The following is a 21,234-nucleotide window of genomic DNA, read 5'->3' as shown; positions in this document are numbered from 1 at the left end:
GGTTTGTAAAGAAATGTAATTCACTCCAATATACGGTAATCCCGCTCGGAGTGTTGCAAGTTTTCGTTTATATCACAGGTTCGCCGATACAAATACAGGCGGCAAGGTGGTTGGCCGCGTGCTCTTCGAGCGGAGGTTCGACGGCCGCACATTCCGGGATCGCGATCGGGCAACGTGTCCTAAATCGGCAACCCGAAGGCGGATTGATCGGCGTCGGAACGTCACCGGTTAGGATGATCCGTTCGCGCTTCTCTTTCGGGTCGGGATTAGGAATCGCCGAAAGTAATGCCTTTGTGTAAGGGTGGAGCGGATTCTCGTAAAGCTCCCGTGCTTCCGCGACCTCAACGATCTTGCCGAGATACATTACGGCGACGCGATTTGAAATATGCTCGACAACCGCAAGCCCGTGCGAAATAAAAAGATAGGTTAGACCAAACTCTTGCTGAAGATCCTGCAGCAAATTGACGACCTGAGCCTGTACCGAAACATCGAGCGCCGAGACCGGCTCATCGCAGATGATCAGCCTCGGGTTCAAAGCAAGAGCCCGGGCGATGCCGATCCGCTGCCGCTGCCCGCCGGAGAATTCATGGGCATAGCGGTCCATGTAGTCTGGGTCGAGGCCAACCTTTCGCAAAAGGTCCGCAACGCGATCCCGCTGTTCGGCCTTGTTGCCGATGCCGTGGATTATCAGCGGTTCTGAGATGATCGAGCGAATACTCAACCTCGGATTAAGGCTTGCGTAGGGGTCCTGAAAGATGATCTGCATCTCCCGCCGGAGCGTCTGCATCTCGCGATGCGGAAGGCCGATAATGTTCTGCCCCTCAAATACCACCTCGCCCGCCGTCGGCTCATGAAGCCGCAAAAGGCAGCGGCCGACTGTCGATTTCCCGCAGCCCGATTCACCGACCAGCCCAAGCGTCTCGCCCGCAAAAATGTCGAACGAAACGCCATCCACCGCGCGGACTACATCATCGCTATTCTCAACGGGAAAGTGCTTGACCAGACTCTCTACCTGAAGCAAAGGTGTCGTCCCGGTTTGTGCGGCTAAGGGGTGCATTACAGTTTCTTTTTCCAGTTCTCCTTTATGAGAGCCCAGCGTTCATGATCGCGCCAACGCCCACCGATCTTCAGATACTTTGGCGAAAAGCCCTCTCGACTGAACCCGAGCCTTTTTACAAGTGCAATTGAGGCTAAGTTATCGGGCTGTATATTCGCCTCAACTCGATGCAGTTTAAGATCTTTAAAGGAAAATCGCACGATCAACCTTACCGCTTCAGTTGCATAACCACATCCGGTAAACCCCTTGAATAAAGAATATCCAAGATAGGCACTCTTCAAGGGACCGTAAAAGATCTGAGAAAGACTTATAACACCAACGATGACATCGTCACAGTTTCGACAGATCAGAGAGCCTTCTGTTGACGACGACCGCGTTCGCGCGACAAACGCTTCAAATTCCTTGTGATTCCTTGCGAGCCGCATTAAGCCCCGATGAAACTCACGGCTCTTCCGGACTTTGCCGAGGAATTCCTTCTCGTCATCAATCGACGGTTGACGCAGGTAAACCAACGCCCCTTTCAAATTTGGTTCTTGACTCTTTCTCATACAGGAGACATCGAACGCCGATCGCATTTCCGATTCCAATTAGTGGTATCTCACCCCGCGAACATTCAGGCATCCGGAACTCGCAACGGGGCTCGAAATGGCAGCCGGGCGGGAGATCGGTCGGCGTCGGGACTACGCCTTCGATGGTTTGTAACCGGGCGACCTTCCCTATCGTGTGAGCCGCGAGCTTCGGCACTGAACGAAGCAGGCCTTTCGTATAGGGATGCTTCGGATCCTCAAAAAGCTCCTCCACGCCGCTCTCCTCGACGATCTTCCCCGTGTACATCACACAAACGCGATCCGCGACGTCGGCGACGACGCCAAGGTCGTGCGTGATCAGCAGTACAGCGAGCTTTCTTGTTCTTCTGAGTTCGTTCAACAGCTCAAGGATCTGAGCCTGAATCGTTACATCAAGGGCGGTTGTTGGTTCATCAGCGATAAGCAGTTCCGGGTCGCAGGCGAGAGCCATAGCGATCATCACTCGCTGCCGCATTCCACCCGAAAGCTGATGTGGATAATCGTCGGCACGCCGCTCGGGCGAGGGTATCGAAACTTCTTTCATCGCCTCGATCGCCGCGGCTTTCGCTGCCTTCCTGTCCAGCTTTCGGTGCAGCCGCAGGGCCTCAGCTATCTGTTCACCGACCGTATAGACCGGATTGAGCGAGGTCATCGGGTCCTGAAAGATCATCGCGATGTCGTTGCCGCGTATTTGCCGTAAACGGTCTTCGCTGGCAGTCGTTAGCTCCTCGCCCGTAAAAAGGATCGAGCCGCCTGCGATCTTACCCGGCGGATAGATAAGCCGCATTATCGAAAGCGCCGTTATTGACTTACCGCAACCCGATTCGCCAACCAGAGCCAAAAGCTCGCCCTCGCCGATCGAAAAACTGACGTCATTCACCGCCCTCACCAACCCCGCCCGGGTCGGAAAGTGCGTTTGCAGGTGATCAACTTCAAGCAATTGCGGCATTAGTTCTTGTTCCGGTTAGGGTCGGCCGGGCGTGCCGGGAGCTTTACCGGCGAGGTCAGTTTCTTCATCACCTCTTGCACGCCGCGTTCAAGCTGCGGGTCACGACCGGCGATCACTGACCGAGGGTCGTTATCGATCTCAATGTCCGGGTCAACGCCATAGCCTTCGATGATGTATTCGCCCTTCGTGTTCGCCAATGCAAATTCCGGTACGTTGACAACGCCGCCATCGATCAGATTCCCGCGATTCGTGATACCGACTACGCCGCCCCAGCTCCGTTTCCCGATAAGCGGCCCGAGCCCTGCCTCGCGAAACATATACGGGAAAATATCGCCGTCCGAAGCAGAGTTTTCATTTAGCAGAGCGACCATCGGCCCACCAAACACTCCGTCAGGATACGTGGTTCCGTCGGCATCGCCGCGGCGGAAATTTACCCCGAGCACACGCCGTCGCAGCCGCTCTATCAGCATTCGCGAGACGTTTCCGCCGCCGTTTGCTCGCACGTCAACGACCAAGCCTTCTTTATCGAGCTGCGGGTAATACCACTTGATAAACTCACGAATTCCCGCCGCCCCCATATCCGGAATATGGATATAACCGACGCGGCCGCCCGACATATCGCTGACGCGTTTGCGGTTCGCTTCGATCCAGTCGAGATAAATGAGATCTGACTCGGAGATGATCGGCCTAAAAGAAACCTTTCGAGCTCCCTGCATCGTCGGCGACGAATTCAGCGTTAGCGTGACGGCCGCATCGGCCTTGCCGCGGAAATACGCATAGACGTCCCTGTCAGTCTTCACCTCTTCACCGTTTACGGCCAAAAGATAATCGCCAGGCCGAGCATTGACGCCAACCTCCGCAAGCGGCGCCCGATAAATATCTTCCTCGTTCTGCCCCGTATAGATCTTCGATATCTTGTAACGGCCCGAAGCCCTATCCGCCTCGAATCTCGCTCCCGGTAATGCGACGCGAACCCGCGGCGGCAGGTTCATATCGCCGCCGTCAATGTAGGCGTGTTGGACGGTCAATTCAGAGCTCATCTCGGCTATGATGTAGTTCAGATCCGCTCGATGGGCAACGTGGGGCAGCCACTTGCGGTAATCCTCGCGGATGCGTTCCCAGTCAAATCCATGCATGTTCTCAACGTAGAACCAATCACGGTATCGTCGCCAAGCTTCATTGAAGATCTGGTTCCATTCCGCAACCGGGTCGATCTCGGTCACAAGCCCGGCAGTCGAAACCGCTTTCCGGGTTCGCTCGCCTTGTGGGTTTGCGTCAAGCAGGTTATAGCTGCCGCCAGCCGATGTGCTGAGGAGCTTCGTTCCGTCGGCGGAGAGTGCATAACCGAATGCCGGAGTAAGAAGCGTTGTCTCCTTCCGATCCTTGAGCGAGTAGATTCGCAGCGAGGTCTGAATAGGAGCCTGTCGTCCGTAGTAGAACGGAGGTGTAACTGCGTAGATCAAGTGGCCTCGGTTGGCGGAAAGGCCGTTGTAGTTATCGGCCGGCAGCGGAACCTTCACGGCCCGCGACTCAAGCCCGTCGAATTCGATCGTTTCCGGCGCAGCGGCCGGAGTCGGTGACGGAGACGGCGAAGGTGTTGTGGAACTCGCGGGCTTTTCCGGTGTGATCGTCACCTCATCGTCCTGAAAGGGAAAGGGATGTTTTACATCGCTTCGAAGTGCGAGTGCGTAGATCTGCGACATCCGGTCGGTTGCGTAGTTGAATTCTGAATTCGAGATCTGCGGAGCGAATTCTCGCTGTGAAATGAAGTAAAGGTAATCGCCGCTCGGGTCCCACGCCGCGTTTCCCGCATTGAACATTTCCGGCGTTGCCCGATACGACCTGTTGTCGGCCGATTTCCAGATGAACACCGATGCAAGCCCGTTCGGCGTCTGCATCGTGTATGCCACGTAATTACCTTTTGGCGACCATGCGTAGTTAAAGATCAGTCCATTGCGGGCGTTAGCGATCTCCTGAACCTGTTTGGACTCGACATTCGCGATGAAAAGCCTCGCGTCCTTGTCACTAAAAACCAGCTTCTTGCTGTCCGCCGACCAGAAAGGCGCGTACTTCTGCGCCTTGGAGCCCGTCGTTATCTGTGTTGCCGGTCCCGACCCATCGTGCGGCATTACCCAAACCTCTTCCTCGCCCGTGCGGTCGGAGATGAAAGCGATATTCCTGCCATCCGGCGACCAAGCCGGCAGTTTGTCGTGTGCTCCGGAGGAATTCGTCAGATTGCGGACGGCTCCGCGCTCGATCGGTGCCGTAAAGATATCGCCGCGTGCGGCAAAAACGGCCCGCTCCCCCTTTGGCGAGAGCCCGTATGAGCTTACAAGATTCGCTACTGAAGTCTGCCGCTTCCTGCGATTCACTCCGTCATCTGGAACATTGATCGAAAGCTTATTCGACCGCTTTGACGAAACATCAAAGACCTCGATCTCGCCATCGCGCTCCCAAACTATCTTGCCCTGACTATCCGAACTCGGCCAGCGGATGTCCCAGTCACGGTTCCGTGTGACCTGAGTCGTCCGGCCATTGCCGGTGTCGTACGAATAGAGGTTAAATTTGCCGTCCTTGTCCGAAATGAAGTAGATCGAATTGCCGATCCACATCGCGTCGCGGTTTGCCCGCGGGCTGTCGGAGATCAGTTTCGCGTCGGCGGTCGCGATGTCATAGATATAAAGCCGGTTCGCCTGCCCGCCTTCGTAACGCTTTTCAGGGCGGAAGTCGCGGGATTGTGGCGAATAGACCATCTTGCCGCCGTCGGGTGAGAAATCACCCGAACCTGCTTCCGGCATCGGAAGCGGTTCGACCGGCCCGCCTTCCGGCGAAACGGTGAAAAGCCTCGCGATCGGAAGCGACCACGATTCACGCAATCCGCGGAAAAAGATCTTGCCGTCCTTCGTCCAGCCGTAAACTTGATTGTCATATCCCCATCGCGGTGCAAGCGGCCCGCGGGAAGGATAAAAGGTCAATTGCCGCGGTTCGCCGCCGCCAGCCGGCATCACGTAAACCTGCTCGTCTCCGTCATACTGCCCTGTAAACGCGATCCATCGGCCGTCCGGAGAGAACTTCGGAAACGTCTCAACTCCCGGATGTGCCGTCAGCCGAACGGCAGTGCCGCCGGAAGCCGGAGCGGACCAAAGATCTCCGCCATAGCTGAAAACGACGCGGTCGCCGTGGATATCAGGAAACCTGAGGAGTTTCGTTTGCGTAAATACTGTGGCCGAAAGGAGTAAAAAGAGCGTGAACGTGATCGCGGATCGCAGAATCATTAGGTGAGCAAGCCTCCGAAATTTTGTTTGAATTGCCGGGAAACATAAGGAAGTTTAGCGAAACACCGCCATTTCCCAAAACGCCTGTGCACGGCCGCAACTATCGGAGCAACTATTTTTATCGAAATTTAGTCCAATAATTGCTACCATTCCTCTTGAGGTATTTTCAATTTATGAAGCTTTCCGTATCCGCCGGTCGGTCGTTTGTCCGCAAATTGCCGTTTGCATTCATTCTGGTTGTTGTTTTTGCGTCTGCTTCGTTGATCAATGCGCAGCCGCGGGCCAATGGTAACGGCGGCGCGACGCCTTCGAATCCACCAGCGGCAGTTTCCGGAGCGTCTTCGGCCAAACCTCCTGCGGTCACCACCGAAGCGCTCGGTCTGGACGTGGTCGAGGCCTTGAGGCTGATCCAGCAGAACCACGTCGTCGGCAAACAGATCGATTACAACGAGCTCTTCAAGAGTTCGATCGGCGGCATGCTTAAGTCGCTCGACCCGCATTCCAACTATTTTGACGCTAAAGAATTCGAGCAGTTTCGCACGGACCAGAGTTCGCGCTATTTCGGTATCGGTGCGACCATCAATGACCTGACCGACAGCGATGGCAAAATGACCGGGACCTACATCCGGGCGACCTTTGAGAATGCTCCAGCCAACCGCGTCGGGCTCAAATACGGCGACAAGATACTTGACGTGAATGGCGTCTCAATGGTCGGAAAGCCGTTTACCGAGGTTCGCGACCACCTGCGCGGACCGCGAGGAACTGCCGCAAAGGTGACGGTCGAGCGAAACGACACCGGCAAGCGCGAAACGGTCGAGATCATCCGCGACGCTGTTCCGCAGCCCTCGATCTCCGAGGCATACATGATTCGCCCCGGCACCGGGTACATCGCCATGACCGGCGGTTTTACACAGACGACCTATGCCGAATTCGCCGAGGCAATGACACGCCTGAAGGCCGCGGGCATGACTCAGCTCGTGCTTGACCTTAAAGGTAACGGCGGCGGGCTCGTAAGCCAGGCGTACCGCGTGGCAAACACGTTTCTTGAATCTGGGCAAACCATTTTCACCCAAAAAGGCCGACTCGAAGGTGTTACGGAGCCCTTCAGGGCCGAGAATCCGCTGCCGGAGACCATGCCGGTCGTCATTATGGTCAACCGCGGATCGGCTTCAGCCTCCGAGATCCTTGCGGGAGCTCTGCAAGACCACGACCGGGCACTGATCGTTGGCGAGAACACCTTCGGAAAAGGCCTCGTACAGAATCCTTTCATCCTTGAGTACGGTTCAATGCTTCTATTGACTGTCGCGAAGTACGAAACACCCTCGGGTCGCCTTATCCAACGTGATTACTCGGATGGCAGCCTTTATAGCTACTACACCAACGGCGGTGTTGGCCGCGACAATGATGAAGCCCAAAAGCCGAATGGCGATGAGGCCAAGACCGACCTCGGGCGGACGGTTTACAGCGGCGGCGGCATTGCCCCGGACATTGAGATCAAGGCCGACACTATTCCGATCGAGCGGGCACGCTTTCAACAAAAGCTTGCAAATCCGATCTTCGCATTCGCTCTTGATCTCACGGCCGGGCGGGTGAAGGGATTGGAATCCCTCAAGGTGTCTCAACCGATCCGTTTCTCATACGATTTAACCGCGAAGGATTTCCCGATAACGGAACCGGTATTGCAGGCGTTTAAGCGTTTCGCCAAAGATAAATTTGGATACACGGACTCCCAACTTGTGGCCGAGAAGGAATTTATTCAGCGGATGCTAAGGTCGGAACTCGTAACTGCTGCGTATGGAACGACGGCGTCGTTTCAGGTCTTCAACGAATACGACACCCAGTTAAAGAAGGCGATCGACGCACTTCCGAAAGCCCGAGAACTAGCAATGCAGAGTGCCGAGGCCCGACGGGCATCGATCGGCGATTCGGGTGCAGACAATCGCTAAAGCTTCGAACGTTATCACAAATAAAAAAGCCGGGCCCAACGCCCGGCTTTTTTCGATCCTGCAGATCAAAGATTTAGAACATTGAGGAGATCAAATAATAAAGCCCGTAGCCCACGGCACCAAGTATTGCGACCAGGACGACCGCGAGCACCGCAACAATGATCTTGAAATTGCGGTACCGCTTGTCATTTGGCGGCGAGAGCTGATTCTGCGGAAAGTATGGCGGTGGCCTGTTCATATCCCTATCTTGGCAAAGGCCCATCGGCATTTGCAAGCGCGTAAGCGAGAACCGCCATCAGTGCCCCGAGCTTTTTCATCTCAACCGGATCGATCTTATCGAAAGTGTCTGCCTCGGTATGGTGATAATCGAAATACTTTCGCGTATTGAACCACGGGGCAAATGAAGGCACGCCGCGCTGTGTTAGCGGGCCGATGTCGGCTCCGACGCCGCCTTCTCGGCGGGTAAGTCCCGAGCCTTGGGCACGGAGTATTTGCAGGATAGGATCGATCGCCGCACCGACCTCGGGACGGCCCGCGTAGAGAACACCGACCGGGTGCGAAACGCCAAGGTCGCTTTCGATCGCCGCAAAGTGTTTCTCGATCCGCGTTGATTCCCGCGCAGCATATTCCCGTCCGCCGACCAGCCCGTTCTCTTCATTCGCGTAAGCGATGAAGCGAATCGTTCGCTTTGGCCTCAGCCCTAGCTGTTTCAGAATATACGCCACCTGCATTGAGACAGCGACGCCGCCCGCATCATCGAGCGCCCCGGTTCCGACATCCCACGAATCGAGATGGCCCGAAACGATCACGACCTCGTCCGGAAGCTCGCTCCCGCGGAGGTCCGCTATCACGTTGTGCCCGTCGGCATCAGGCAGGGTTTTAGGCGTTAGCTTCAGCCTTAGGCGGACCGTTCCCTGCTTTGCAAGGTGAGCGATCATATCCGCGTCCTCATGCGAAAGAGCGGCTCCGGGTATCTTCGCGACCGCGGGGTCGTAACGCATCCCGCCGGTATGGGCAAGCCGGTTCTGCGAGCCGCCCGCACTTCGCACTAGCGACGCAACGGCTCCGTACCTCGCGGCCGCGATCGCACCGCCGCCGCGGTACTGGACCGCCTGGCCGTAGGCTTCAAGGCCAAATCCTGCATCTGAAAGCCTGCGGTCGTACCGATAGTTGAAGATGACGATCTTACCTGCGATCCGCTCACGGCCAAGCTTTTCAAGCTCAGCGAAATTTTCAACGACAACGACTTCCGCCTCAAGCCCTTCGGGCGGCGTTGCGATGCTTCCGCCGAGCGTTTTGAGTACAAGCTTTTGCACAGTACCGGCGGCCATTCCCGGCCAGCTGGTCAACTCAGCTTTCTCTTCGCCGCGGACCCAATGCGGTACTTTGAGCTTTTGCAGTTCGACCTCGAGCCCGAGTTTTCGCATTTCCTCCGCAACATATTGCTCCGCCCGTGCGGCCTGCGGCGTGCCGGAAAAGCGCGGGCCGATATTGTTCGTCAAAAACGCCGTCCATTCATAGGCTTTGTCGGACCTGAGTGCGGCCGCGTGTATTTGCCGGGCCTCATCAAGGGTCTCCTGTGAAAAGAGCGGTGCCGGCGGTTGCTGTGCTGAGAGCGTTGCAACGATCACCGAAATCGCCGCAACCGTATTGAGAAGGGTTCGCATGGTGGATATCATAAATTAACGCTATCCTAAAGCGATTTTCTCGTTGCTACAAATTGAAAGCCGCCTGCATCTAATTGTTCGAATGAAAGTGAACCTTAAATACTCCACCGTCACGGCCCTATTGTTTTTTTGTCTTACCTCGATTTTCGTTCAGGCCCAAGCCGACCCGAAGCTCGACCGCGTTCGTCAATATGACGTTCAGCACTACACGATAAAGCTGTCTTTCGATCCGAAGCAGAAGCTTGTCCGCGGCGATACGGCCGTACGGTTACGGCCGATCAAGGTAGGGCTTAAGACGCTCGAGTTCGACGCCGTTTCGTTCAGTTTTTCGCGCATATCGCTCGATGGCCGCGACCTGAAATTCCGGACCGTATCTGACAAGGTCATCGTCGATCTGCCTTCGCCATCGGTGGCCGAACGTGACTACGAGATACGCTTCGAATACACCGCACGGCCAAAGAAAGGCATTTATTTCGTAGACGAACGAAAGGCCGGCGACCGCCAAGTCCATCCGGCGCAGATCTGGACGCAGGGCCAACCCGATGAGGCTCGCCATTGGCTTCCCTCCTTCGACTTCCCTAGCGATAAGGCGACGACCGAGAAGTTCATCACAGTGCCGACAGGGCAAACGGTCGTCGGCAATGGCGAGACGGTCGCTGTGACAGAAAACTCCGACGGCACCGCAACCCACCATTTTCGAATGGACATCCCGCACCCGACGTATCTGATCTCATTCGTCGTCGGCGAATACGTAAAGATCACCGAGAGCTTTCGCGACATCCCGCTCGGCTATTATGTGTATCCCGGCCGCGAAAACATCGTCCCGCTCGCCTACGGCAAGTCCATTCGAATGTTGGAGGCGATGGAGGAATTGACCGGCACACCCTATCCCTTCAACAAATACGACCAGACGATGGTCGCCAATTTCGAGTTCGGCGGAATGGAGAATATTACGGCGACGACGATGGCAGACACAGAGATCTTCTACGCCTCGATCGACTTCATGCGCGGAAACGTTGAGGACCTGGTTGCTCATGAGATCGCCCACTCGTGGTTGGGTAACAACGTCACTTGCAAGACCTGGGCTGACCTATGGATCAATGAAGGCTTTGCGACCTTTTTCGAAGCCGCGATCCGTGAAAAGTTCTATGGGCGTGAAGAATACATTCGGAAGGTCGGCCTTGATGCCGAAAACTACGTGAACCACACCGCGACGACGCCTGTTTCACATGCTCTGTATAACCGCCGTGCCGGCGATACATCCGTACTCTTCCGCTGGCCCGCCGTGACCTACAACAAGGGCGGGGCCGTCCTTCACCAACTCCGCGAGCAGGTCGGCGATGAGAACTTTTGGCGGGCGGTGAAGCTTTTCCTCGAACGTCACCGGTTCGGCTCGGTTGAGACTGCGGATCTGCAGAAGGTTATGGAGGAAACCTCCGGCCAGAAGCTCGGCTGGTACTTCGACCAATGGGTTTTCAAGTCCGGGCATCCGAAGGTCCGTGTAACGAACCGCTTCGACAGTGAAAGGAACGCAGTGACCCTGACCTTTACCCAAACCCAACGAGGCTCGGCCACAACGCCTGCTGCGTTCCGCTTGCCGCTTGAGGTAGAGCTAAAGTTCGGCGACGGCACTTCGAAGATCGAGAAAGTCGACCTCGACGCGAGAGCAAAGACCGTCACGCTCCGGACAGATAAGCCGATAACCGAGGTCACGTTCGATCCCGCAACAAAGATCCCGCTCGCCGTTTTTAGCGGACCGGGAATCAAATAAATGATCTAGATGGAATCACCGTCGGACTTGGAGAGAGGGTCGAGCTCAAAGCGGTTGCGGTCTCGCCGTCCCATTTTGCGGACGAAATCGAGCGGCTCGTTGTCCTCAAAATCGATCCCCATCGCGTGGGCGTTTTCTTCTACGTCGGATTGATCGGGAGTCGGGTTGTGGCCGAAGACAGCTTCGGAACCTGATGTGTTTACCTCTTCCCAGCTCGCATCGATATCGCCGCCTGAATCGGCCGGAGATGAGGAGTGGTGTTCAGTAAGGCGCTCAAGGAGTTCATGAGGAGCTTGCGGGACGTGAGAGATCTCGTGCTCGATGAAATTCGCAATTTCTTCATCGGGCGGCTCGCTTCCGGGCCAATTTGCCAACGGATCTCGGACCATAGCCATTACCTGCCTGAACTGATCTCAATAATCCAATAATAACACTTTGCAGGCAGCCTTACTACAAAAATACGACCGATTGCATTGTGGGTATTTCAAAACGCTTGCGGCATCGGAGATTTTTGCACATCAGCACATCGTCGATCCGGACCATATAATCCCTCGACTTCTCAAGCTGGGCCCGGTCGCGTTCATTCAAATTGCGGGGCAGGTTCTTCTTTTTGATACGGGTCATCCAGCGGACTTCGTAGTCGTTGCGTTCGCGGCAATGGGTGCAAGCAAATGAGGAGGTTTTTACCTCTTGACGCTCGTCGAAGATATCGCGTTCATTCATCCTCTATATTCTAACCTATCGAGGCCGAACGATGCTTGCGTCATTTCAGGTCGCGGAGAAAATTAAAGCTAAAGATGCCCGTGTCGTGCCCATCCGAGAAGTGGAAGTTGAGGGCGTAGCGGCCGACGATAGAGGTATGTTTGATTGTTAGATCATCGGGTACATTTTTCTCGTCGAGGATCTTTTTGCCTGTCCATTCGTCGATGCAGCCGGCACACGGGCACGCCCGCCGCAGCCCGGCGGCCGTGAAGCGCGTCTCGGTGCCGTCCGACCAACCGATGGTCAGTTCGCGGTCGTTTTCTTCAACGATCTCTAGGGGTTCTATCATTGCTTTAGGTTCTTGTTGATGTCCGATGGGTTGATCGCGTAATGCGATGCCTGGTAGCGGACCTTTCGCTCGCGAAAAACGAACGCCTGGGGCGATTGGTGACGGATGCCCGATTGCCGGGCAATGTGGTCTGAAAGTTCCCGCGAACGTTGGACGACAACGACGTTTACATTTCCGTCAACTGCTATCATCTCTTCGAGCAAATGAGCGCTGATGCCGCATGTCGAGCTATGCTTATAGACCGTCACCGGCCGCTCATCGGAAACCCGCAGAAGCTCCTCAAAGTCGTCGATCGTATCCAAATACTTGAATTCAGCTGGCATATTATCAAGCAACGTTATCGTAAAACTCAGGGGGAGGTGGCGAGCTGAAACGCTCTGCCAAGGGCGGAAAAACCTTTCTATATGCAACGGCGGTCGCCGTGATTATTATCGGAATGACCAAATATATCCCCACGCATAATGCAAGATAACCAAGGATCGCAAGCAAAAACCCAATTCCAAAAAGAGCCCCGACTCCGCCCTTATTCGCCCAAACGGCTCGGGCACTGAGCGTAATCGCCTCCCAAGCTCCGGCCTTTCGGTCAACGATCAGCGGGAAGGAAAAGATGACAAGCGTATGGATGATGGTCATTATCACTGCGAAGACGAGCTCGACACCTAACATTCCGATGATCATCCACAAGAGCTCGTCTTGCGACATCCGCTGGCCGGCGATCGCGACCCCTATGAGCGGAATGTAGATCAGGATGACCATGATGACGATCGGGACCATTATCAGCAGTGTCAGCAGAAAACTTGGCAGGAAGAAGTCGAACCCCTTGAAGAGCTTGTCAAAGCTGATCGGCTTGCCGTCGATCATATCGAAAAGGCAAAGGTAAATGCCGCAGACCATCGGCCCGAGAATGATCAGCGGGATCAAGCTACCGACGATCATCCCGACGATCACGACCGCAAACACCATTAAGTACTGCCCGCGAACCATTTCCCAGGCTTCGCGGTAGCACTCCATGGCCTTGATCTTGCCCGTGGTAAATTCCTGTTGAGGTTCAAACATTCCGAGCCTCTTATCGTTTGTAGATCTTCTCGATGTAGTCGGCCACCATACGGTCGCTCGAGAACTGCGGCGTAAGCGTCGCGATCGAATCCTTCATCCGGGCGATCCACTCGCTCGGCAAGCCGCCTTCGCCGCGTTGATAGAACGTCGGAACGACCTCGTTCTCGAGCGTCGAATAAAGCGACTCTGCCTCGATCGCGTCGATCTCCGCATCGCTGTCAAAATCTCTGAGGTCGCCGACCGCGAAACCGTTGCGGCCGTTGTATCCCTCGGGCCACCAACCGTCGAGGATCGAGAAATTAAGCACGCCGTTCATTGCGGCCTTCATCCCGCTGGTACCGCTCGCCTCCATTGGACGCCGCGGCACGTTGAGCCAAACATCGACGCCTTGGACAAGATACCGTGCGACCTCCTGGTCATAGTCTTCAATGAATACCGCCCGCGACTGCCACTGAGACTCGTGGTTAATGCTCATCAGTTCTTGCAGAATTGCCTTCGCCGTCCGGTCCTGCGGATGCGCTTTGCCAGCGAAAACGAACTGCACCGGCCGGTCGGCGTGATCCACAAGCCGCAGAAGACGGTCGAGGTCCGAAAGGATCAGGTTCCAGCGTTTGTATTGGGCGACACGGCGGGCAAAGCCGATGGTAAGGGCGTTCGGGTCAAAAAGGTCCGACGTGCTCGTGCGTTCGTTGATCGTGTCCTGACCGCCGGTCTCCTTTCGTAGCGTCCGGCGGCGGATGAATGCGATCAAGAGGTTCTTAAGCGTAACGTGCTTTTGCCAGATCTTCGCGTCGTCGATATGGTCTATCGCCGCTGCCCATGCCTGCGGATCGTGGATAAGCTTTGCCCAGTCCGAACCGATCTCCGTATCGAAAAGCCGCTGGTATGCGGGTGCGATCCACGTTGGCGGATGCACTCCATTCGTTACGTGAGAGATCGGCACAGCCGAGCCTGCCGGGAACATATCTTTCCAGAGCCCACGCGAGACCTCGCCGTGCTTTTCGGCAACGCCATTCGCTGAGCGCGTCATCCGAATCGCAAATGGCGTCATCCCGAAAGGTTCCGTCTCGTGGTCGGGATCGACCCGGCCGAGAGAAAAGAACTCGCTCTCATCCAACTTCAGCGACGCGATGTAATCCAGGCTAAAGCACGACCGAAGCTGCTCCGGCTGAAACACATCATTACCCGCGGCGACCGGCGTATGTGTCGTGAAAACACATTGCTCCTTTACAAACACCTGAGCCTCAGCAAATGTCTTCTCCGGGTTCTTAGCCAGATACTCATGAACGAGCTCGAGCGTCGAGAAAGCAGCGTGGCCTTCATTGAGATGAAAAACATTCGGTTCAACGCCGAGCTTTCGCAGCAACCGCACGCCGCCGATCCCAAGCACTTTTTCCTGAACGATACGCGTTTCCGAATCGCCGCCGTAAAGGTGGCCGGTGATCATCCGGTCGACCTCGCTATTTTCATCAACATTCGTGTCGAGCAGATAGAGCGAAATGCGGCCGACCTTAACGAGCCAAGCCTGAGCGATGACCTCCCGCCCGCGGATGTAGCAACTTACCCGAACTCGTTCACCGGTCGGGGCGATGACAGGCGTAATCGCAAGGCCATGCCCGAAAATATTTGCGTAATGCTCTTCCTGCCAGCCGTCGTGGCCGATGTCCTGACGGAAATATCCGTAGCGGTAAAGCAGCCCGACCGCGACCAGCGGCACATTCATATCGCTCGCCGATTTCAAATGATCGCCTGCAAGTATGCCGAGCCCGCCCGAATAATTCGGCAACGAATTATGTACGCCATATTCGGCGCAAAAATATGCCGCCGGGTGCTCGGGCGTCGGTCCGTTTTCGTATGAGCGTGCCGCCTCCGCCATATAGGCGTCGAACTTGGCGGCAAAATCGTTCAGCTTTTTGACGTATTCGTCGTCAGCCGCCTTCTGCCAAAGCCGAAACTCGCCGACCTCTTCGAGCACCTTCAGCGGGTGCTGCTCGTACTTGTCCCAAATGGTCGGAGCGATATCACGGAAAAGCTCGACGCCTTCCGGATGCCATGACCAGTAAAAATTGCGCGCGATCCGGTCAAGGGCATTGATCGGCTCGGGAAGTTGGGCGCCAAAAGGGCGAAATGAGCGAAACGTTAGATCCATTCGTTCGGTTGCTGCCTGCATTAAGTACTAAAGTGAGGATATGAGGTTCGAGAGTAATTAAAGCAAAACTATAAAGCAACCGGCATCAAGATTCAATGAAAGGAAGGCCGGATGCGTGGGAGTTTGTGTAGATCTAAATTCTATTTCAGCTCGGGATCGTTTAGTCTGCCTACCGGCATAAGCCGGTAGTGAAATGCAACGAGGACACCAAAGACAAAGCCGAGCCCAACCAATATTCCGGTGATCCGCAGATAGTTCGGAAAGTTTCCGAGGCCGATCCAGTACCAAAGAATTCCCATCGGAACACCGCCTGCTGCGAAAAAGATCACGATGCCCGCCATCCGTTTCCAGTCCGCATTTGTCCGCCATTCGCGGTCGCGGAAAATTATCCCCTTCCAGCGGTCGTATTCCCACCCGACCAAATGGAGTGCGGCCAAAGCCATCAGGCCCGTGATCAGCCACGTCCCGACGAACCCGACCGAACTGGTGAGTATCGCGATGTTAACGATTATCGGAAAGAACATCAGCGCGCCGAGATGCGAGGTTCGCGGAATGAGCAAAAGAATGGCCGCTATCAGCTGCGACCAGCCGAGAAAGTTGTAGTAAAAACCCGTATGATAAAGAGCGTTGAAGTAAGCCCCGACCGGGTTCGAATCCGGCAGAACCGTGAAGGGCTGGCTCAAGATCTTTGGAATGCTAGGCGGGATAAAAGCGAAGCCTAAAAGCACACGGACGAATGCCGTAAAGAGCTGTGCCCAGCGACGCTTGATCACCGAGCCGTGTATGCCGTCTAGTATCTGTTCGATCTTCATAAGTCTGCCGTTCCCGCCATTAATAACGTCAAGCGACCTACAAAAGGTTTCAGGAAATTTGAGGCTTGCGGCGTTTTCGTTTAGAGTTCAACTTTTGGCAATTGGCCCGACAGCCGTTTGAACGAGGCCGCACTTTGAACTTATGAATCTCAATATAATCCCTGTTAAATGGTCAGATGAAGGCGTCCTGATGCTCGATCAGCGACTGCTCCCGACCGAGGAAAAGTGGCTGACGCTCCGCACTTACGACGAGGTCGCGGCTGGCATTAAGGATATGGTCGTCCGCGGAGCACCGGCGATCGGCGTCTCTGCCGCCTATGGCATCGCGCTCGGCGTCAATCAATTTGTCGGTACGGACATTGCCGATCTTGAAGAGGAACTAGACTATATTTCCGACGTCCTCGGCCGGACGCGTCCGACTGCGGTCAATCTTTTCTGGGCGATCGACCGGATGAAGCGGACCTTTGCCAAGGCCAAAGCCGACGGCCGCAGCATCTCTGAGATCAAGCAGATACTGATCGCGGATGCTAAAGCGATCCATGACGAGGATATCGAATCGCAGCGGCTGATCGCCCAGTTTGGCGGCGAACTTCTTGCGGACAACGACACCGTTCTGACGCATTGCAACGCAGGAGCTCTTGCGACCGGCGGCGTTTGGGGAACGGCGCTCGGCGTTATCCGTGGTGCGGTCGATCAAGGGAAAAAGGTGTCGGTCATCGCAGATGAGACCCGGCCGTATCTTCAGGGTGCACGCTTGACCGCCTGGGAACTCCTGCAAGACGAAATCCCAGTAACGCTTATTACAGACAACATGAGCGGCCATATGATGAAGCGCGGCGAGGTTCAGGCGGTTGTGGTCGGAAGCGACCGCATTGCGGCCAATGGCGACGTTGCCAACAAGATCGGCACCTATATGGTCGCCGTGCTTGCCCGAAGGCATGGAATTCCGTTCTACGTCGCGGCACCGCTCTCAACCGTTGACATGAACTGCCCGTCGGGGGACGAGATCCCGATCGAGGAACGCGATCGCCGCGAGATTACGCATGTCAAGGACATTCAGCTTGCACCGGACGGCATCGGCATTTCGAACTACGCCTTTGACGTCACGCCAAATGATCTTGTCACGGCGATAATTACCGAAAAAGGCGTCGCTCGTGCTCCGTATATTGAGAGCCTGAAGGCCCAATTCGAAGATTGAGTCCACAGCCTCAACTTAAAAAAACAAAAAAGCCGGGCGACAAACCCGGCTTTTTCAATTTAACTAACTTCACTTTAATACATCGTGAACGAATACTCGATCGTTCGCGTTATCGCACTAGGAACTCCGTTGCGCTTCGGCGCTTCGAATCGGATGCTGCGTGCGGCTGCGATAGCCTGTTCGGTCAACCCATTCGGAAGTCCACGTACGGTCGAGATCGGGCCGATGCTGCCATTTGCAAGAAACGTCACACGAAGCACGACAGTACCCTGAGTTCCGTTCTTGCGTGCGGCTTCCGTATAACCCGGCCGCGGCTTTGCTACGATCTTCAATCCCGTCGTCGGTCCGACCGCTATCGGCGGAGGCGGGCCACCACTTCCCGGACCTCGGCCGCCGCCGTTTCCGTCGCCGATGCCGCTACCGCTTCCCGATCCAGTGCCGCTGCCCGTACCCGTTCCGCGGCCGCTTCCCTGCCCGGTCCCTACGCCCGTGCCTTGACCGCCTCCAGTGCCAGGACCGTTCTGAAGTCCGGCGTATTTCGAATTCGGATCGCCCCATCGGTCAAATTCCTTAGGGAACTTCCGATCGCCTTCGGTTTGCGGCGGAGGGGTTTTCAACTCAAAATTGTCGCTTCGGAAGACTTTCGCATCCGGCGGACGAGTTGGTGTTCGAGATTGATCTGCAAGGTCGCCCTGGCTGACCGGTTCTTGTTCATCCCGGCCACCACCGCCGCCGCCACCGCCTTCTTCGTCATTCTTCTTTTGCTCTTCGATCTCATCGATCGGCATCGGTACCGAATCGAGCAAATACGCAAGTGATTGCGAATCACCGATCGAACCGACGCCGAGATCTTTGTTGAAGAGCGAATATCCCCACGAGGCAAAAGCTACGGTCAGCACCAGAAAGGTTGCCCCTAGAAGCAGCACATTCCGCTGTTTCCCGTTATTATCCTGGATAACAGTTATGTAATAACCGTCATCGTCGTGGTCGTAAGCAGCTTTCGAGGCCTCAGAGTGCTCATAGGCCTTCGGTTCAAAGAAGGCTGCTGCGGAGGTCGGTAGCCTTTCCGGTTCCGGTTCTGGTTCCTCAACCTCAATTTCCTGAACGTCTTCGTCGTACCCATCGAACTCCCGAACCTCTTCGTTCACCTCGACAGTCGGCGGGGCCACGAAGATCTCTTCGGCAGGCTGATCGGCATTGCCGAGCTCGAGAATTTCTTCTTCCTCGACCGCTGCCGCCTCGATCTGAGGCTCAACGACCGGCTCCGGTGCAGTCTCTTCCAGAAACACGGGCGAAGGCGGTGCGGCCCCTTGGCCGACCGGATTCATTTCATAAGCTTGCAGTTCGCTTCCGCAATCGGGACAGAAAGTAAACCGTTCTGCAAACCCTTCGTCGCATTTACCGCAATACTTTACGATCTTTGCCATTTTCCGCTTCTCCTCTGCCTCCTGTGGGTGACGGCAGGTAAAACCATCTATCTAAATATTATAACGCGTTTCGCCGCAATGTTAAGTGTCAATCTTCCAAAGCCTGATCGCGAAACGCCGGGCGTCCATCCAAAGTTTCTAGATGCTTTCCCGCTTGGTGACGATGCCTATAGTTAATTTTTTTCTTTAAGTTTGGGCAAAGGGAAAAAGTAGAAAAGGCGGTTACAACACTCCGATGGAATTTTGCAACTAAAAAGGTTACCATTTTGCTTTTGCTCCGCGTGAAAAGATGTTCAATAACGCCATTTTAACTAGATCATTCGCTACTCTCGCGCTTGTTGCCGCATTTGCAGGAGCGATGTCCGCACAGCGCTCCTCAAGCGGCGGACCACGGCAGGAAAAACTGCTCAACGGAATGCGTGTCCTGATGTTTAGCGACACCGCCGAACAGATAAAGGCCCGAGTGCGCGTCCACTCCGGAGCCGCCTTCGACCCGCAGGGAAAAGAGGGCTTGATGTGCCTGCTTTCCGATGCAATATTTCCCAACCAGGCGTCCCGCGACTTTTTCTCGGACGTCGGTGGAGGCCTCGAAGTCACCTGCAACTACGATTATATCGAGATCGCTGCGTCATCAAATCAGGAAGGTTTCTTGACGATGATCGAGACGCTGGCCGCTGCCGTTTCGACGCCGACGCTCGATAAAGATGTGACCGCCGCCGTTAAAGCAGAGGCCATTAAACGTGCAGCCGAGCTTGAGAAGCAGCCGGCTTACGCAGCCGACATCGCCGCCGCCTCACATCTGCTCGGCACGTTTCCCTACGGACGCCCGGCCAATGGAACACCGACGTCGATCGACAAGATCGACTTCGCCGATCTGCAGTTTGCTTATAGCCGCTTTTTCGGTGCCGACAACGCGACCATCACGCTCAGCGGCCGGTATGAAGGTGAAATGACTTATCGGGCCGTGCGGCGGTTCTTCGGTGCTTGGAAAAAATCCGATGGAAGAATTCCGCCAACATTTCGCCAGCCCGATACTCCAGAAACGTTGATGAAGACGGTCGCTTCGCCAGTTGTCGGGACAGGCGAGATGCGAATGGTCGCCCGCGGAATTGCACGAAATTCAAAGGAATATCCCGCATCGCTCGTTGCCGCCGGGCTGATCGAAACTCGGCTCCGCAACGCCACTCCAGCGGACAAACGCGAGCTTGTTTCGGTCGCAAATAACGCCAATATCCTGCCGGGCACCTTTGTTATTCGCTTCTCCGATATCAGCCGGCCGGACAACGGAATCAAGCCTGTTGAGGTTAACGAGGCCGTCCCGAAGGCTCTCGGCGACCGCGTTTCGCAGGCGGAGTTTGACGCAGCAAAGCGGCTCGTCCTCGCCAAGCGTGCCTTGATCGAACCGACCACGCTCTGGCTTGACGTTCATACTTACAGCCTCCGTTCGGCAAAGGCCGAGGCCGACGCCATCACCGCCGTGTCGCTCACCGACGTGCAGTCCTTCATCGACAAGCTGCGGGCCGCACCAATGGTCTCGCTGATGCTTTTTACGCCCGCCGAGGAGACCGCCGAAAACTAGTGCAGCCCGAACGTTCACTACGCGAACAGGAGCACGCACGTGCTGTCCGCTCGATGTTTTCTGGCATCGCGCGTCGCTACGACCTGCTCAACCACGTTCTCTCCGGTAACACCGATAAACGCTGGCGGCGGAAGGTCCGGGCTCAGCTTGACGATATTCTCGACGATGAAAACGCCGTTGTTCTTGATGTCGCCTGCGGCACCGGCGACCTTTCTATCGAGCTAAAGACCGGAGCGAATGCACGTGTCATCGGAAGCGATTTCTGCCATCCGATGCTCGCCGTCGCAAAGGAAAAGACCGAGCGTATTCCCTGGATCGAAGGCGATGCCCTTTCGATGCCGTTTGCCGATCGCTCCTTTGACGCCGTCACCATCGCCTTCGGACTTCGCAATCTTGCAAATTTTCGCGACGGCCTGGTCGAGCTTCGTCGTATTCTCAAACCCGGCGGGCGGCTGGTCGTCCTTGAGTTCTCATCTCCGGTCCTGCCGGGATTTCGGCAGGCGTTTAATTTTTATTTCACACGCGTTCTTCCGCGGATCGGCGGCATGGTCAGCGGGAACCGTGGGGCCTATGAATACCTCCCCGATTCGGTCTCAAAGTTCCCTGATCAGAAAGCCCTTGTGGCGCTAATGAGCGAGTGCGGCTTTGATGATGTAGAATATCGGAATCTGACCGGCGGCATCGCCGCGATACACACCGGGCTGCGTTCGCCTGCTTCCTGACGGGAATCT

General features: G+C 55.7%; 19 protein-coding genes. 5 read left to right on the top strand and 14 right to left on the bottom strand.

Features of this window, described 5'->3' with window-relative positions; all coding sequences use genetic code 11:
- Positions 1-67: 67 nt before the first annotated feature.
- From IPM21_16525 to IPM21_16510, 4 genes are read right to left on the bottom strand one after another with little or no spacing between them, the layout of a single operon-like run.
- Positions 68-1,057, bottom strand: coding sequence for a dipeptide ABC transporter ATP-binding protein (locus IPM21_16525; protein ID MBK9165479.1), 990 nt, complete (start codon positions 1,055-1,057; stop codon positions 68-70).
- Positions 1,057-1,605 (bottom strand): GNAT family N-acetyltransferase, encoded by a 549-nt coding sequence (locus IPM21_16520; GenBank protein MBK9165478.1) that lies wholly within the window; start codon positions 1,603-1,605, stop codon positions 1,057-1,059. The genes IPM21_16525 and IPM21_16520 overlap by 1 nt, the downstream gene beginning before the upstream one ends.
- Positions 1,541-2,572, bottom strand: coding sequence for an ABC transporter ATP-binding protein (locus IPM21_16515; protein MBK9165477.1), 1,032 nt, complete (start codon positions 2,570-2,572; stop codon positions 1,541-1,543). The genes IPM21_16520 and IPM21_16515 overlap by 65 nt, the downstream gene beginning before the upstream one ends.
- The gene (locus tag IPM21_16510; GenBank protein ID MBK9165476.1) at positions 2,572-5,847 is read right to left on the bottom strand and encodes a PD40 domain-containing protein; all 3,276 of its coding nucleotides are present in this window, start codon (positions 5,845-5,847) and stop codon (positions 2,572-2,574) included. Before IPM21_16510 ends, IPM21_16515 begins: the two co-directional genes overlap by 1 nt.
- Before the next feature lie 173 nt (positions 5,848-6,020).
- Between IPM21_16510 and IPM21_16505 the strand changes: the two genes are divergently transcribed.
- Complete coding sequence (locus IPM21_16505) at positions 6,021-7,793, top strand: S41 family peptidase (GenBank protein MBK9165475.1); 1,773 nt, start codon at positions 6,021-6,023, stop codon at positions 7,791-7,793.
- Between the two features lie 73 nt (positions 7,794-7,866).
- Here IPM21_16505 and IPM21_16500 read toward each other — a convergent pair whose 3' ends face one another.
- Both IPM21_16500 and IPM21_16495 read right to left on the bottom strand, forming a co-directional pair.
- On the bottom strand, positions 7,867-8,031 hold the full coding sequence (locus IPM21_16500; GenBank protein ID MBK9165474.1) for a hypothetical protein: 165 nt from the start codon (positions 8,029-8,031) through the stop codon (positions 7,867-7,869).
- Positions 8,032-8,035: 4 nt separating this feature from the next.
- On the bottom strand, positions 8,036-9,472 hold the full coding sequence (locus IPM21_16495; GenBank protein ID MBK9165473.1) for a M20/M25/M40 family metallo-hydrolase: 1,437 nt from the start codon (positions 9,470-9,472) through the stop codon (positions 8,036-8,038).
- A 70-nt stretch (positions 9,473-9,542) separates the two neighbouring features.
- Here IPM21_16495 and IPM21_16490 point away from each other — a divergent pair, with 70 nt between their 5' ends.
- Positions 9,543-11,231, top strand: a complete 1,689-nt coding sequence (locus IPM21_16490) for a DUF3458 domain-containing protein (protein MBK9165472.1) — start codon at positions 9,543-9,545, stop codon at positions 11,229-11,231.
- A gap of 5 nt (positions 11,232-11,236) precedes the next feature.
- On the opposite strand, the gene IPM21_16485 is transcribed toward IPM21_16490, so the two are convergent.
- The 7 genes from IPM21_16485 to IPM21_16455 all read right to left on the bottom strand — a co-directional run bounded on the left by IPM21_16485 (position 11,237) and on the right by IPM21_16455 (position 16,299).
- Positions 11,237-11,620, bottom strand: a complete 384-nt coding sequence (locus IPM21_16485) for a hypothetical protein (protein MBK9165471.1) — start codon at positions 11,618-11,620, stop codon at positions 11,237-11,239.
- Positions 11,621-11,681: 61 nt separating this feature from the next.
- The gene (locus IPM21_16480) at positions 11,682-11,954 is read right to left on the bottom strand and encodes a hypothetical protein (protein MBK9165470.1); all 273 of its coding nucleotides are present in this window, start codon (positions 11,952-11,954) and stop codon (positions 11,682-11,684) included.
- Between the two features lie 40 nt (positions 11,955-11,994).
- Complete coding sequence (locus IPM21_16475; protein ID MBK9165469.1) at positions 11,995-12,282, bottom strand: DUF971 domain-containing protein; 288 nt, start codon at positions 12,280-12,282, stop codon at positions 11,995-11,997.
- Complete coding sequence (ytxJ, locus tag IPM21_16470; protein ID MBK9165468.1) at positions 12,279-12,605, bottom strand: bacillithiol system redox-active protein YtxJ; 327 nt, start codon at positions 12,603-12,605, stop codon at positions 12,279-12,281. Before ytxJ ends, IPM21_16475 begins: the two co-directional genes overlap by 4 nt.
- Before the next feature lie 4 nt (positions 12,606-12,609).
- Positions 12,610-13,338, bottom strand: coding sequence for a hypothetical protein (locus IPM21_16465; GenBank protein ID MBK9165467.1), 729 nt, complete (start codon positions 13,336-13,338; stop codon positions 12,610-12,612).
- 10 nt (positions 13,339-13,348) lie between these two features.
- A complete protein-coding gene (gene glgP, locus IPM21_16460) occupies positions 13,349-15,487 on the bottom strand; it encodes an alpha-glucan family phosphorylase (GenBank protein MBK9165466.1) in 2,139 nt (712 codons plus the stop codon).
- 140 nt (positions 15,488-15,627) lie between these two features.
- On the bottom strand, positions 15,628-16,299 hold the full coding sequence (locus IPM21_16455; protein ID MBK9165465.1) for a hypothetical protein: 672 nt from the start codon (positions 16,297-16,299) through the stop codon (positions 15,628-15,630).
- A gap of 142 nt (positions 16,300-16,441) precedes the next feature.
- On the opposite strand from IPM21_16455, the gene mtnA reads away from it, so the two are divergent.
- Entirely contained in the window at positions 16,442-17,497 is a 1,056-nt protein-coding gene (gene mtnA / locus IPM21_16450; protein MBK9165464.1) for an S-methyl-5-thioribose-1-phosphate isomerase, read from the top strand.
- Between the two features lie 74 nt (positions 17,498-17,571).
- Here mtnA and IPM21_16445 read toward each other — a convergent pair whose 3' ends face one another.
- Entirely contained in the window at positions 17,572-18,924 is a 1,353-nt protein-coding gene (locus tag IPM21_16445; protein MBK9165463.1) for an energy transducer TonB, read from the bottom strand.
- A gap of 289 nt (positions 18,925-19,213) precedes the next feature.
- Between IPM21_16445 and IPM21_16440 the strand changes: the two genes are divergently transcribed.
- Both IPM21_16440 and ubiE read left to right on the top strand, forming a co-directional pair.
- Positions 19,214-20,503, top strand: a complete 1,290-nt coding sequence (locus IPM21_16440) for an insulinase family protein (GenBank protein MBK9165462.1) — start codon at positions 19,214-19,216, stop codon at positions 20,501-20,503.
- A gap of 53 nt (positions 20,504-20,556) precedes the next feature.
- Positions 20,557-21,225 (top strand): bifunctional demethylmenaquinone methyltransferase/2-methoxy-6-polyprenyl-1,4-benzoquinol methylase UbiE, encoded by a 669-nt coding sequence (ubiE, locus tag IPM21_16435; protein MBK9165461.1) that lies wholly within the window; start codon positions 20,557-20,559, stop codon positions 21,223-21,225.
- Positions 21,226-21,234 lie beyond the last annotated feature (9 nt).

It is taken from the genome of Acidobacteriota bacterium (assembly GCA_016716435.1).
GTDB lineage: Bacteria > Acidobacteriota > Blastocatellia > Pyrinomonadales > Pyrinomonadaceae > OLB17.
Note: the sequence above shows the minus strand (reverse complement) of the source record. Positions and strands in the feature narration are given on the sequence as shown.